Genomic DNA, 14,318 nt, shown 5'->3' with positions numbered 1-14,318 from the left:
CCTCCTTATGGACGTTCGATGCGCCGCTGCAACAAGTTGATCAGCAGCAGCAGGACAAAGGAAACCACCAGCATCAGTACGCCAATGGAGGTGGCGCCGCGGTAGTCGTACTGGTCGAGCTTGACCATGATCAGCAACGGCAGGATCTCGGTTTTCATCGGCATGTTGCCGGCGATGAAAATCACCGAGCCGTACTCACCGACGCCACGGGCAAACGCCAGGGCGAAGCCGGTCAGCCAGGCGGGCAGCAGCGCGGGGACGAGGATGTAGCGGAACACCTGCAACGGCTTGGCGCCCAGGCAGGCGGCGGCTTCTTCGATTTCCCGGGGGATATCGGCGAGTACCGGCTGCACCGTGCGCACCACGAACGGCAGGGTCACGAAGGTCAGCGCCAGGGTGATGCCCAAGGGGCTGTAGGCGATCTTGAAGCCCAGGTCGGCGGCGAACTGGCCCACCAGGCCGGTCGGCGTGTACAGCGCAGTCAGGGCAATACCGGCCACGGCGGTGGGCAGGGCGAACGGCAGGTCGATCATCGCATCGATGATCTTGCGGCCGGGGAAGGTGTAGCGCACCAGCACCCAGGCCAGCAGCGTGCCGATCACGCCATTGATCAGGGCGGCGTACAGCGCGGTGCTGAAGCTCAGTTTCAACGCCGCCAGCACACGGGGTGCGGAGATGATGTTCCAGAACTGATCCCAGGTGAGTTGAGCGGCGTGTACGAACATCGCCGCGAGGGGGATGAGTACGATCAGGCTGAGGTACACCACGGTGTAGCCCAGCGTCAGCCCGAAGCCGGGTATGACGGGGGAAATACGACGCGACATAAGAGTCCTTGGTTAAAGGTAGAAACCACTGTAGGAGCGAGCTTGCTCGCGAAGACCTCAAGGGCACCGCGCTCATTCAGAATGCCCGCGTCATCGTTGACGATCTTCGCGAGCAAGCTCGCTCCTACCGGTACTTTGGCTTACTGCGCCGTGTAGATCTGGTCGAACACGCCACCGTCGTTAAAGAATTTCGGCTGGGCAGTTTTCCAGCCGCCGAAGTCTTTGTCGATAGTCACCAGGTCCAGTTTCGGGAACTGCTGGGCGTATTTGGCGGCCACTTTTGCATCCCGTGGGCGGTAGAAGTTCTTCGCCGCAATCTCCTGGCCAGCCGGGCTGTACAGGTGCTTGAGGTATTCAGTGGCGATCTCGGTGTTGCCCTTTTTCTCGGCGTTCTTGTCGACCACGGCCACCGGCGGCTCCGCGAGGATCGACAGGGACGGCACGACGATGTCGAACTTGTCGGCGCCGCCGTCTTCTTTCAGGGCCAGGAAGGCTTCGTTTTCCCAGGCCAGCAACACGTCGCCCTGACCGTTGTTGACGAAGGTAATGGTCGAGCCGCGCGCGCCGGTGTCGAGGATCGGCACGTGCTTGAACAGCTCCTTGACGTATTCCTGGGCCTTGGCTTCGCTGCCACCGGATTTCAGGCCGTAGGCCCAGGCGGCAAGGAAGTTCCAGCGCGCGCCGCCGGAGGTTTTCGGGTTGGGCGTGATCACCGACACGTCTTTCTTGATCAGGTCGCCCCAATCCTTGATGCCTTTAGGGTTGCCCTTGCGCACCAGGAACACGATGGTCGAGGTGTAGGGGGTGCTGGCGTCCGGCAGGCGGGTCTGCCAGTTTTCCGGCAGGGTCTTGCCCAGCTTGGCGATTTCGTCGATGTCACCGGCCAGGGCCAGAGTCACCACGTCGGCGCGCAGGCCGTCGATCACCGCCCGGCCTTGCTTGCCCGAACCCCCGTGGGATTGCTGGATCTTGACGGTGTCGCCGGGGTGGGACTGTTTCCAGAAGTTGGTGAACTCAGCGTTGTAGTCCTGGTACAGCTCACGGGTAGGATCGTACGAGACGTTGAGCAACTCGTAGTCCTTGGCAACGGCGGAACCGGCAAACACGGCGCTGGCCAGGGCGGCCAGGGCATAACGGCGAATCGACGACATAGAAGCTCCTGAAAATTCTGGGTGTTGGCTTTTTCTTATAGTGACGGGGTCTATCGCCGTTATTGCTTAGCTCGGTTTGTTACCCGGGTTCTGCAAACGGAATTTTTCCTTGCGTTCGATCTGTACCACTTGAGCGTTGTGCACAGTGATTTCCACCGCGCCAAACCGCAGATCGCGCAAGGCGCTCTGGATCTCGCGCAAAATGGCTGCTTCGTCCTGGCCGTCGACGCTACGTAGAGATGCGCTCATGGTCTCGCTCCTGAAATGAATAGTGCCTCGCAGTGGCGGCACTGCTTGCGGCGTAGGGCGATAGTAGATAAGCGCGGATATTCTTAAAAATACTATTTAAGAATGTTTATATAACCAGAAAGAATTTTCTGGCAGGACGTGGGGTTGCACGCGGGTTTTGCGACCGAGCGCTGAAATAACGCCTTGTGAATATCCAAATGTGGGAGGGAGCAAGCCCCCTCCCACATTTGAATGCATTTCAAGCCTGGATGGCGGGGGCGCAGTCCCAGTCAATGGCCTGCGCCGGCATCGGCCGCCCAAACCAGTACCCCTGGCCCATATCGCAGTGCTGCTCCAACAAGAACCGCGCCTGCTCCACCTGTTCGATCCCCTCGGCATGCACCTGCATGCCCATGCTTTTCGCCAGGGCGATCACTACCCGCACGATGGCGGCATCGTCTTCGTCCCACGGCAGCCCGGCGACAAAGCCCTGGTCGATCTTGAGTTTCTGCACCGGCAGGCGCTTGAGGCGCAGCAGGGAGGAATAGCCGGTGCCGAAGTCATCGATGGCCAGGCGCAAGCCCAGTTCACGCAGGCGGTGCAGTTGTTCCAGGGCCACTTCGGGGTCGTCCATCACCGCGCTTTCAGTGACTTCCAACTCCAGGAAGGCCGGATCCAGGCCGGTAGCGTGCAGCACCTGGGCGACTTGATCGTAGAGTTCGCGCCGGGCAAACAGGCGGCTGGATACATTGATTGCAATAAAGCTCAGCGGCGCGCCGTCGGCCAGCCATCGGCACATCTGTCGGCAGGCCTGGTCCATCACCCATCCATCGATCTCGGCAATCAACCCGGTGCGTTCGGCGATGGGGATGAAATCACCCGGCGGCACCAGGCCACGCTCGGGGTGTTGCCAGCGCACCAGTGCTTCGACGCCGATCAGGCGGCTGGTGTGCAAGTCGTGCACCGGTTGGTAGTAGACGCGCAGCTCCTGTTGTTCGAGGGCGCGGCGCAGTTCGCTGGCGATTTCCACCCGGTTCTGCGCGTGGGCGGTGAGTTCTTCGGTGTACAACGCGTAGCCTTCGCGGCCCACGCTTTTGGCCTTGAAGAGCGCGGAATCGGCGTTGCGCAACAATTGCTCGGCGCTCAGGGCATCATTGGGGAACAGGCTGATGCCGATGCTGGCGCTGATAAACAGCTGATGGCCGTCAAAGATGAACGGCTGCTTCATCACATCCAGCATGCGCTGCGCCAAAGCCGCCGCCTGCACTACCTGTGAGCAGTTTTCCGCGAGCACCGCGAACTCATCCCCGCCCAAGCGCGCCAGGGTCACGCCGGGGCCGAACAGCGCCTTGAGCCGCTCGCCCACCAGCTTGAGCAACTGGTCGCCCACATTATGGCCAAGGCTGTCGTTGATGATCTTGAAGTGATCCAGGTCCAGCAACAGCAGGGCGCAGCCGCGCTTGTGGAGTTGCGCCGAGGCCAGCGCCTGCTCGGCGCGGTCGGTGAACAGCAGGCGGTTGGGCAGGTCGGTCAGCGGGTCGTGGTGGGCCAGGTGGGCCAGTTCGTGCTCGGAATCCTTGATGGCGCTGATGTCGGAAAACACCGCGACGTAATGGCTGATATGGCCCAGGTCATCGCGAATCACGCGAATGGTTTGCCACTGTGGATAAATCTCACCGCTTTTGCGCCGATTCCAGATTTCACCGCTCCATTCACCGGTGTGTTCCAGGGTCTGGAACATCTGTTGATAGAAATTCGACGAATGGCGACCGGACTTGAACAGGCTCGGCTGCCGGCCCATGACGTCATCGCGCTGGTAGCCGGTGATTTCCATGAAGGCCCGGTTCACATGCACGATCAGGCCCTTGGCGTCGGTGACCAACACTCCTTCGCGGGTGCAATCGAACACGGCAGCAGCCTGGCGCAGGCGCTCGCGGTTCTCTTTCAAGGGTTGCTGCTGGTCGGCCTGGGCAGATCGGGCACAGATCAGGTAGATCAACCAGGCACTGAGCGCCACCCACACGTAACCGCGCACCTGCAACCACCGGTGCAGGTCGGTCGGATTATCGAGAAACTCGATCAATACCCGATGAGTGAGGCCTATCCAGACGCTCGAAGCCAGCAGGTATACCAGCCCAGCACGCAGGGCTCCTCGGTATGAAAACAGCATATGCCCAGTAATCCTTACTAAAAACCCAGAATCGTCCTACAAAGAATGGGGATTATAGGATATGTAACATCTCGTAAGTCTTATCTGAAAGGGCCGCTGGTTTTCTCTGTAGGCTTAGTGATAATGCGTGTGCTGTTCTTTTCTTTATCTGAGGGCCATACAGCCTATGTGGTACAACGGTTTTCTTGACTTGTCGGCCTGGCAACTGGTGGCAGTCACTCTGTTGATGACCCACGTGACCATCGTTGGGGTCACGGTCTATCTGCACCGCTATTCAGCCCATCGCTCCCTGGAGCTCAATGCCGGCCTGAAACACTTCTTCCGCTTCTGGCTGTGGCTGACCACAGCGCAGAACACCCGCGAGTGGACCGCCATCCACCGCAAGCACCACGCCAAGTGCGAAACCGTCGACGACCCGCACAGCCCGGTGATCAAGGGCCTGTCCACCGTATTGCGCAAAGGCGCCGAGCTGTACCGTGCCGAGGCCGAAAACCCCGAGACCCTGCGCATCTACGGCAAGAACTGCCCGGACGACTGGATCGAGCGCAAGATCTACACTCCTTATCCGCTGCTGGGTGTGGCGATCATGGGCGTGATCGACCTGCTGCTGTTCGGCACCATCGGCATCACCATCTGGGCAATCCAGATGATGTGGATTCCGTTCTGGGCCGCCGGCGTGATCAACGGCCTGGGCCATGCCGTGGGCTATCGCAACTTCGAATGCCGTGACGCCGCCACCAACCTGGTGCCGTGGGGCATCATCGTCGGCGGCGAAGAGCTGCACAACAATCACCACACCTACCCCAACTCGGCCAAGCTGTCGGTGAAGAAGTGGGAGTTCGACCTGGGCTGGGCATGGATCAAGGTGTTCAGCTTCCTGCGCCTGGCCAAGGTGCAGCGCGTGGCACCGATTGCCCACCGCGTGGAAGGCAAGGGCCACCTGGACATGGACACCGCCATGGCGATCCTCAACAACCGCTTCCAGATCATGGCCCAGTACCGCAAGTTGGTGATCGGCCCGTTGGTCAAGCAGGAACTGGAAAAAGTCGATCACTCGGTGCGCCACCAGTTCCACCGCGCCAAACGCCTGCTGTCGCGGGAAACCAGCCTGCTGGACGACCGCCACCACCTGCGGATCCAGAGCATGCTGGAACACAGCCAGGCGCTGAAAGTGATCTACGAAAAACGCCTGGCGCTGCAGCAGATCTGGCTCAAGACCAGCTCCAACGGCCACGATATGCTCGCCGCCATCAAGGAATGGGTGCACGAGGCCGAGGCCAGCGGCATCCAGTCCCTGCGGGATTTTGCCCACCAATTGAAGACCTATTCGCTGCGTCCTGCGGCGGTCTGACAGTCGCGTGGGAGGGCTTGCCCTCCCACCCATCAGCTTTTTGGCGCCATTTCTCGGACACCGCCAATCGAGCCTGTTGACGGAACTTCACTGCAATTCGCCTCTCTCAATGAACACTTCGCCATCATGGTGGCCCCTTGTAGTGACCGCTGCTCGATCTTGCGGCGCGCCCAGAGAGAGTTGTGCCGATGGTTCTCGAAAAGCCCTTCACCGCCGACAGCCCTACCGCTGACCCTCCGCGTCCGGCCGCGGCAGCAACCCTGCTGGCACTGGTACATGCCCAGGGCGAAGTCGAGCGACTGAGTGAGCGCGAACAATTGCTCAGTTCTCTGCTGGTCAGCGTAAACGCCGTGCTGTGGGCCATCGATTGGCAGACCCGCCGCGTGCTCTACGTCAGCCCGGCATACGAGCGGATTTTTGGACGTTCCGCCGGCCTGCTGCTGGCCGACCACCGCGAATGGCGCAATAGCATTCACCCCGAAGACCTCGATTACGCCGAACACAGCCTGGCGCGCGTGCTGGAGCAGGGTGCCGTGGAAGACCGCGAGTACCGCATCATCACCGCCGACGGGCAGATCCGCTGGCTGAGCGACAAGTGCTACATCAACCAGCAGGTCGAACCCGGCGAGCCGGTGATCGTCGTCGGCATGGCCGAAGACATCACGGAAAAAAAACAGCTGGAACTGGAGCTGCACCGTCTCGCCACCACCGACGTGCTGACCCAGAGCAGCAACCGCCGACACTTCTTCGAATGCGCCAACCAGGCCTTCGACAGCGCCTGCGCCCAAGGCGCGCCGCTGGCCTTCCTGCTGCTGGACATCGATGACTTCAAGGACGTCAACGACACCTACGGCCACCTAGAGGGCGACCAGGTGCTGCGGCGTATCGCCGAGAGCGGTCGCGGGGTCCTGCGCCGTGGCGACCTGTTCGGGCGCATTGGCGGCGAAGAGTTCGCCGCAGTCCTGCCAGGTTGCGCGCCGGAGATGGCGCTGCAGGTGGCCGAGCGCCTGGGCAAGGAGATTCAGGCGCTGAGCTTCAGCTATGAGGGCCAGGCGTTCAGCGTGACCATCAGCCAGGGCCTGGCCAGCCTGACCGAGGAAGACTCCACCCTGGACAGCCTGTTCGCCCGCGCCGATGCCGCCATGTATGAGGCCAAGCGCCTGGGCAAGAATCGCGTGATCGCGGGCTGACGCCGACCACTTCCGGTTGCAGCAACAGAAATCCAATCTGGGAGGCCCCACGACCTCTCGACGTAGCGCTGTCGCGCAGCAAACTGGAACCTCTGTGGCGAGCGGGCTTGTCGAAGCGTCGCACCGCCCGCGTTGGGCTGCGCAGCAGCCCCAGAACCAAGCGCGGAGGAGTGCCTGATACACCGCATTCGTCTTTATTAGGGGCGCTTCGCACCCCAACGCGGGACAAGCCCGCTCACCACAAGAATGCGGTTGCCTGAAATTGTTTATGCAAGACTCAGGATTTTAGAGTGAAATTTTTTACCCTTTAAAATCAGTAAGTTATTTTAAATTTGATAAGAGCTGGCTTGCTTCAGGCACAAAAAAACCCGCCGAAGCGGGTTTTTCTTATCGATCAGGCCAACTGCCGCTTACAGCTCGGAGAAGCACTCTTCGATGATCGCCAAGCCTTTGTCCAACTGCTCGTCCGGCGAGGTCAGCGGCACCAGTACGCGCAACACGTTGCCGTAGGTGCCGCAGGACAGCAGGATCAGGCCCTTGTCACGCGCCTTGGCCACCACGGCGGCAACGGCCGCAGCGTTTGGCTTGTGGCTGTCGCCGTCTTCGAACAACTCGACCGCGATCATCGCGCCCAGGGCACGCACGTCACCGATCACCGGGTACTTGGCTTGAATCGCCTTGAGGCCAGTCACCAGGCGCTCGCCGACAGCCTTGCAGCGGTCCAGCAGGTGCTCTTCCTCAAACACGTCCATCACCGCCAGCGCAGCGGCGCAGGCGATCGGGCTACCGGCGTAGGTGCCGCCCAGGCCACCAGGGGCAATGGCGTCCATGTATTCGGCCTTGCCGCACACACCGGCCAGGGGGAAACCGCCAGCGATAGATTTGGCGAAGGTGGTCAGGTCGGCGGCAACGCCCATCTGTTCCATGGCGAAGAAGGTACCGGTACGGCCGGCACCGGTTTGCACTTCATCGGCGATCAGCAGGATGCCGTGCTTGTCGCACAGTTCGCGCAGGCGCTTCATGAACGGCTTCGGCGCGACGTAGAAACCGCCTTCGCCTTGGACCGGCTCGATGATGATGGCGGCAATATCACGCGGCTCGGCATCGTTCTTGAAGATGCGTTCGATGCTGGCGATGGAGTCGTCGTCGCTGACACCGTGCAGTTCGTTCGGGTACAGCGCGCGGAACACGCCGCCTGGCATCAGGCCCATGCCGGCCGAGTAAGGCACGACTTTACCGGTGAGACCCAGGGTCATCATGGTGCGGCCGTGGTAGGCGCCGGTGAAAGCGATCACGCCGGCACGGCCAGTCGCGGCACGGGCGATTTTCACGGCGTTTTCAACGGCTTCGGAACCGGTGGTGACCAACAGGGTTTTCTTGGCGAAATCGCCGGGGACCTTGGCGTTCACTTTTTCGCACACTTCGACGTACGGCTCGTAGGCCAGTACCTGGAAACACGTGTGGGTCAGCTTGTTCAGCTGTTCGGTCACGGCAGCGATGATTTTTGGGTGCACGTGGCCGGTGTTCAGCACGGCGATACCGCCGGCGAAATCGATGAACTCGCGACCTTCAACGTCGGTCACCGTGGCGTTCTTCGCGGACTCGGCGAAGATCGGGTGAATCTGGCCAACACCGCGCGGTACAGCGGCTTCGCGGCGTTTCATCAGGGAAGCGTTGGTCTTGCTCATAAAGTCCTCATTCGCCACTCATCGGGTGGCGTTGCTCAAGGAATACGTGGCGGGGAGGCAACTACGGCAGCATGCGATGATCGACTGCCACAGCTTTCCCGGCCACTACGAATAACGGTGTGAAACACGCAAAGGGTCAGCGCTCTCGTGCCCTTTGCGTTTACTGCAATCCCTTCCCGGCTTAGATGCCCAGGCAGAGGTATTTGATTTCCAGGTAATCCTCGATCCCGTACTTGGAGCCTTCACGGCCCAGGCCCGAGGCCTTGATGCCGCCGAACGGCGCCACTTCGTTGGAGATCAACCCGGTGTTGACCCCGACCATGCCGTACTCCAGGGCCTCGGCCACACGGAACACACGGCCCAGGTCGCGGGCGTAGAAGTAGGACGCCAGGCCGAACTCGGTGTCGTTGGACATCGCGATCACTTCGGCTTCGTCTTTGAAGCGGAACAGCGGCGCCAGCGGGCCGAAGGTTTCTTCCTTGGCGACGGCGGCGTTTTTCGGCACGTCGACCAGGATGGTCGGCTCAAAGAAGTTGCCCTCCATGACCTTGCCACCGGCCAACAGCTTGGCGCCTTTGCTCAGGGCATCAGCAATATGCTCCTGGACCTTGGCCACGGCTTTTTCGTCGATCAGCGGGCCGGTGGTGGTGCCTTCTTCCAGACCGTTGCCGATCTTCAATTTGGCCACCGCGACTTTCAGTTTTTCCGCAAACGCGTCGTACACCGAATCCTGGATGTACAGGCGGTTGGCGCAGACGCAGGTCTGGCCGTTGTTGCGGTACTTGGAGATGATCGCGCCTTCGACGGCCTTATCCAGGTCCGCGTCGTCGAACACGATGAATGGCGCGTTGCCGCCCAGCTCCAGGGAAACTTTCTTGATGTCCTTGGCGCATTCGGCCATCAACTGGCGACCGATTTCGGTCGAACCGGTGAAGGACAATTTACGCACGATCGGGTTGCTGGTCAGCTCGCCGCCGATGTCGCCGGCGCTGCCGGTAACCACACTCAGCACGCCTTTCGGGATACCGGCACGGTGCGCCAGCTCAACCAGGGCCAGGGCCGAGAACGGGGTTTGCGAAGCCGGCTTGATCACCATGGTGCAACCGGCGGCCAGGGCCGGGCCGGCTTTACGGGTGATCATCGCGGCCGGGAAGTTCCACGGGGTGATGGCGGCGGTCACGCCGATAGGCTGCTTGATCACGATCAGGCGCTTGTCGGGCTGGTGGCCGGGAATCACGTCGCCATAGATGCGCTTGGCTTCTTCGGCGAACCACTCGATAAAGGACGCGGCGTAGACGATTTCGCCCTTGGCTTCGGCCAATGGCTTGCCTTGTTCCAGGGTCATCAGGCGACCGAGATCGTCCTGGTTTTCGATCAGCAGCTCGAACCAACGACGCAGCTTGTTGGCGCGCTCCTTGGCGGTCAGCGCACGCCAGGCCGGCAGCGCCTTGTCGGCGGCCTCAATGGCGCGGCGGGTTTCCGCGGCGCCCATCTTTGGCACGGTGCCGATAATCTCGCCCGTGGCAGGGTTGTTGACCTTGATGGTCTGGCCGTTGTCTGCATCCACCCAAGCGCCATCGATAAAGGCCTGCTGGCGGAACAACTGGGAATCTTTGAGCTGCATGTCGGCTTTCCTTAACAGCACCGCGCGCACGCGGAGCGAATTAGAGTTGTTGAAAGGCGCCTTGTGGGCTGCCGTCAGGGAAATCAGCCCCCGCGCGCGCGATCAGTGAATAGCGCACGAGAGACAGAGCGTTTGAAATCTCAAACGAATCCTAGGATCAATGGGGGTACAGGGCAATAGTCTGTTCGAAAAAAAGAACGAAAACGGCGCATTTGCCGGATTTTTCTGATCAGCGTGATTTGAGCGCGTTCCGCCGCGTTGACCAACGGCGCCCGGCGCAGGGCCTTCCAGCGGCAAATTCCTACTGGGAAACGGCCAAAGACCGGCATGGACGCCCAAGGTCGACATGGGTATGATGTCGCCCGCACAAGCATCCGTAGCTCAGCTGGATAGAGTACTGCCCTCCGAAGGCAGGGGTCGTGGGTTCGAATCCCGCCGGGTGCACCACATACTGGTTTCTGGCTGTCTCAGACAGTCTACGAAACACCCCAAGAAGCCCGCCCTGTGCGGGCTTTCTTGTTTCTGGCTGTTCACCTCTGTCCCCCTATACCTTCCCACTGCGTGGATAAAAAATAGAACTCGGGGATACAGGCCCATTGAATGCTCTGAAATCAAACGTCTTCCATTGTCAGTCACGGTTTTAGCGTCTTTGCGTTCGCTCTTGGCGCTGGACTGACAATGCCCTGGAGTCCATCGCCGCCGCGCACTCAGATGGCTTATTGGTGCTCGATGAAATCGACATGTGCGATCCACGCATCATTGGCGAAACGGTTTACATGCTGGGTAATGGCAGTGGCAAAGCACGCGTCAATGATCGAAGCCAGGCCGGTCGTCACGTTCAGGAATAGCGTTTGTTGTTTCTCTCGACCGGGGAAGGCTCGGGTGGTCGACCATATTGCGCCACACCATTGAGCGGTTTGTCTCGACGTCACTACCTAAATCAGCAAGCGGACAGGCCCAACGTGCTGCCACTCGTTTTGGGTTGGCCGCTGCCGCTGGAGAGTTGGCCACCGCCTTGGGGATAACAGGTTGGCCTGAGGGTGGAGCGACCACTGCGGCAAAGGTTTGTCTCAATGCCTGGCTGAATGAGCGCGGCGGCGCCGGAAACTTCGAGAGTGATGCCATCGTGGCGCGGCTTCGCCAAGTGATCGAGCGTTTTGGAGAGAGCCGTTTCACTCGCTGGGAATCCGCCGCCGCCAAGATCGACGAGCACGGCCCTCGCACCATTGACCGGTTGGGCTTTCGCAAGACGCTGGAGCATGGCCTGGGTGATGCGCCGCACACCACCACTACCTACTACGTACTGCCCGAGGCTTGGTGTTCCGAAGTCTTCAAAGGCATGAACCTGAACGCCGTGAACAAAGAGCTATTGAGCCGCGCCATTTTAGAGCCTGGCAGCGATGGCAAAGCGGCTCAATCGGTAAGGCTGCCGGGCATGCCTAAAGCCCGTGCCTACGTTTTTAACTCCTCCGCACTCATGGCGGATGACAGCGGGCACTCCTTCGAGGCCGCATAAATTAGTTATCCATTTTAGCCTGCCATTCCGGCAAGCCTTTCGCAGCACCATATATAAATGGAGATACCCGCATGTCTAACAGAAACTCGATTTCAACCCCCGAAATTAAAGCGGCTCAGAACAAATACGCAGCTCAACGTGAAACGCTCCACGAACTGGAGAGGACCAAGAAGCAGCTAACCCACAAGTTAACGGCCTTGGTTGCTGAGGACACTCTGGACAAGGAAGCAAGAGCATCGGCGCATGACAAGGCGCTCAAAGCCTACAGTGCGGCTATTGCTGCCGGCGATACGGCTGCAGAAGCCGAAGCAGACACAGCTCTGCAATCAATCCTTGGCGAGTCGAACAGAAGCCGTGGCAAGCATCTGGCTCGAACTGCTGCCATCGCTAAACTTGAACAGGAAGTGGTTGAAATCGACCAACGACTTGAACAGTGCGCCCAAGAGTTGGAGGTTTCAAACAAAGAGCTCTTGAGAGCAATCATGTACAAACGAGCGGAGCAAATAAGAAGCAGCGCTAATGAGTTCGTGGCAGTAGCCAAACGGTATCAGCAAGTCGCACAGCTCATGGGGCTACACGGTTCCTTGCAGGACATTCGGATTCCCATGCCTCCCACTCACAGGGAAGACCGATTTCAATACGTCGGCCCTCTCACAATCAGTCCAGGCCCTGCGAGGCCGACAGTTGAGGAACTGCTGTTGGACTGAATGACACAGCATCAACGTGGAACACCTTTTTCCCCTGGAACACGCGGTGTTCCACCTCAAATAAAAAGGTGTTCCAGCCTGAAAGCCACGTACTCCGTGGCTTTCAGCTTTAGTGGAACACCTGGAACACCTGGAACACCGTTTTTTGAGGGGTATTGGTTTTTAAGCTCCGTCACCCCGTCACATTCGGCGCCGTCAGCGAGGTTCTGTAAGAAAAGTCCGTATGGTTAGAATCGCGCCATGATTGGCTGGAGGCCCGCATGTCAAAGCGTTACGAACTCTCCGATGCATCTTGGGAATTGATCAAGGATCTGGTTTTTCCCGAGCAGAGGATGGGTCGACATCGAACACGCCTTTACGCGCTGCTTACAGCCGATCAGACTCTTCCTCCGACACCAAATACTCAACAAAATCCAAGTAGGAACCCCATACTTCAGGTGCTGTCATCAATGCTTCTTTACCAATGCGGTTAACATCAATCGCATCACACCAGAGCACCTGCCCCAACTGGGAGTTGCAGTCCATCACGATTAGACCTTCAGCAGGCTCCCCCAACACAAGATAATTTGAAGAAAGTGGGCCACTGCTTCTCAAGCGCTTCGTTTCAACAAGAACATTAGTTGGAGATTCCCAACCGATCTGGTACAGCGGTAAAACATAAATACCACTTCCGTCAAAAAACTCCCCCACCAATTTGAAGCTACTGGGAAGTGATACTTTCAACTCATGCTCCAGCTTTTCAATAAAATCCGGGGCCACTGCGCGAATACCATTCAACGACTCAAATCGACTCCTTACCATCTCTAAGCTTGACATACCAACCTCACTGTTTTTTACACGCCACTGCCAATATTCTCTAGGTTTTGTACGGAAAGTATTGCCGTATACAACGTGGGCAGCAGCGGGGTTTGCCACGCACATGCCAGACCGAATCTACTACATCTATCCTCACACAAATCACTCCTGACGCAACCTTGCCGACCGTTGAGGAGCGGCTCTCGGACTGAATCAACAGACTATCAACGTGGAACACCTTTTGCCGCTGGAACACCTGTGTTCCAGCTCAAATAAAAAGGTGTTCCACTCTGCAAGCCCCGTAACTCGTGGCTTTCAGCCTTAGTGGAACACCTGGAACACCGTTTTTTGAGGGGTATCGGTTTTTAACCTCCATCACCCCATCGCATTGCGCGCCTTCAGCGAGCATCAGAGGGTCACCACACGCCTGCCGCCAAGCGTCTAGACAGCAGGCAAAACAACACCTTTTCGCGCTGTTCATGGGTCCTTTGGGAGGTTATTTGGATTGGGGTAATTCGAACCCCGATCTTTTTACAGATTCAAGTGGCTTTAGGGGGTTCCGTATCCGGTTGAGTATTAGGTTAGTAGATAGCCGAGACAGCCTAGCTAAACCTTGCCAGTTCTTACTAGTGCTGTTGCGGTGTCAGGCGGAGCAATGGGCCTGGGCGGTCGCCTCAACAGCACTCGCTGGAGGTGATACCGATGGAGGGGCTCGGGATGAGTGAATCTTCAACACCCCAACCCCAAATCAGATGTTCCGCTCGTTTCTTTGAATCCTAATAACAAGGGCAGCGCAGCTAGGGCATTGGTCCACCATTATCGTAATCTAAAGATATGGAGCAAAATGAAAACGGCGTAGATTAGGGCACGTACCGCATCTACTGACTTACGCGCGCAGTTTGCAAGCTCCAGGACACAGCTCACTCAACGCATTGCGTCAACAATAAATCTTAGCAACGTGCTCTAAATCTGCGTCAAAATCATGATCACTACCGAAACGAGGGACTGTCATTCTGCGCACCTTAGCCCGCCGCGTTGCGCTACCCATTTATACATATATACAACCCCATAAAT

10 protein-coding genes, 1 tRNA gene and 1 pseudogene are annotated in these 14,318 nt (G+C 58.8%); 5 read left to right on the top strand and 7 right to left on the bottom strand.

Annotation, left to right across the window (positions count from 1 at the left end; translation table 11 throughout):
- Nucleotides 1-5: 5 nt before the first annotated feature.
- The 4 genes from cysT to dibA all read right to left on the bottom strand — a co-directional run bounded on the left by cysT (nucleotide 6) and on the right by dibA (nucleotide 4,373).
- Complete coding sequence (cysT, locus tag J3D60_RS22335; RefSeq protein WP_027607868.1) at nucleotides 6-824, bottom strand: sulfate ABC transporter permease subunit CysT; 819 nt, start codon at nucleotides 822-824, stop codon at nucleotides 6-8.
- A gap of 140 nt (nucleotides 825-964) precedes the next feature.
- Complete coding sequence (locus J3D60_RS22330; protein ID WP_027607869.1) at nucleotides 965-1,975, bottom strand: sulfate ABC transporter substrate-binding protein; 1,011 nt, start codon at nucleotides 1,973-1,975, stop codon at nucleotides 965-967.
- A 66-nt stretch (nucleotides 1,976-2,041) separates the two neighbouring features.
- Nucleotides 2,042-2,224 (bottom strand): sulfur starvation response protein OscA, encoded by a 183-nt coding sequence (gene oscA / locus J3D60_RS22325; protein ID WP_003170956.1) that lies wholly within the window; start codon nucleotides 2,222-2,224, stop codon nucleotides 2,042-2,044.
- Between the two features lie 238 nt (nucleotides 2,225-2,462).
- Nucleotides 2,463-4,373 (bottom strand): phosphodiesterase DibA, encoded by a 1,911-nt coding sequence (dibA, locus tag J3D60_RS22320; RefSeq protein WP_253492810.1) that lies wholly within the window; start codon nucleotides 4,371-4,373, stop codon nucleotides 2,463-2,465.
- A gap of 166 nt (nucleotides 4,374-4,539) precedes the next feature.
- On the opposite strand from dibA, the gene desA reads away from it, so the two are divergent.
- On the top strand, nucleotides 4,540-5,724 hold the full coding sequence (gene desA, locus J3D60_RS22315) for a delta-9 fatty acid desaturase DesA (RefSeq protein ID WP_253492809.1): 1,185 nt from the start codon (nucleotides 4,540-4,542) through the stop codon (nucleotides 5,722-5,724).
- 188 nt (nucleotides 5,725-5,912) lie between these two features.
- A complete protein-coding gene (locus tag J3D60_RS22310; protein ID WP_065941053.1) occupies nucleotides 5,913-6,914 on the top strand; it encodes a sensor domain-containing diguanylate cyclase in 1,002 nt (333 codons plus the stop codon).
- A gap of 410 nt (nucleotides 6,915-7,324) precedes the next feature.
- On the opposite strand, the gene gabT is transcribed toward J3D60_RS22310, so the two are convergent.
- Nucleotides 7,325-8,602, bottom strand: a complete 1,278-nt coding sequence (gabT, locus tag J3D60_RS22305; RefSeq protein WP_065926318.1) for a 4-aminobutyrate--2-oxoglutarate transaminase — start codon at nucleotides 8,600-8,602, stop codon at nucleotides 7,325-7,327.
- 181 nt (nucleotides 8,603-8,783) lie between these two features.
- Entirely contained in the window at nucleotides 8,784-10,226 is a 1,443-nt protein-coding gene (gene gabD, locus J3D60_RS22300) for an NADP-dependent succinate-semialdehyde dehydrogenase (RefSeq protein ID WP_027607874.1), read from the bottom strand.
- Nucleotides 10,227-10,596: 370 nt separating this feature from the next.
- On the opposite strand from gabD, the gene J3D60_RS22295 reads away from it, so the two are divergent.
- The 3 genes and pseudogenes from J3D60_RS22295 to J3D60_RS22285 all read left to right on the top strand — a co-directional run bounded on the left by J3D60_RS22295 (nucleotide 10,597) and on the right by J3D60_RS22285 (nucleotide 12,449).
- Nucleotides 10,597-10,673, top strand: a tRNA-Arg gene (locus J3D60_RS22295).
- Between the two features lie 206 nt (nucleotides 10,674-10,879).
- Nucleotides 10,880-11,742 (top strand): annotated as a pseudogene (locus tag J3D60_RS22290) (DUF927 domain-containing protein); the annotation flags it as partial.
- A 71-nt stretch (nucleotides 11,743-11,813) separates the two neighbouring features.
- Nucleotides 11,814-12,449 (top strand): hypothetical protein, encoded by a 636-nt coding sequence (locus J3D60_RS22285; protein WP_253492808.1) that lies wholly within the window; start codon nucleotides 11,814-11,816, stop codon nucleotides 12,447-12,449.
- 366 nt (nucleotides 12,450-12,815) lie between these two features.
- Here the strand turns inward: J3D60_RS22285 and J3D60_RS22280 are convergent, their stop codons facing one another.
- A complete protein-coding gene (locus J3D60_RS22280) occupies nucleotides 12,816-13,364 on the bottom strand; it encodes an SMI1/KNR4 family protein (protein WP_253492807.1) in 549 nt (182 codons plus the stop codon).
- Between the last annotated feature and the right edge of the window lie 954 nt (nucleotides 13,365-14,318).

It is taken from the genome of Pseudomonas sp. S3E17 (assembly GCF_024168685.1).
GTDB classification, from domain to species: domain Bacteria; phylum Pseudomonadota; class Gammaproteobacteria; order Pseudomonadales; family Pseudomonadaceae; genus Aquipseudomonas; species Aquipseudomonas marginalis.
This window is presented reverse-complemented; position numbering and strand designations above follow the sequence as displayed.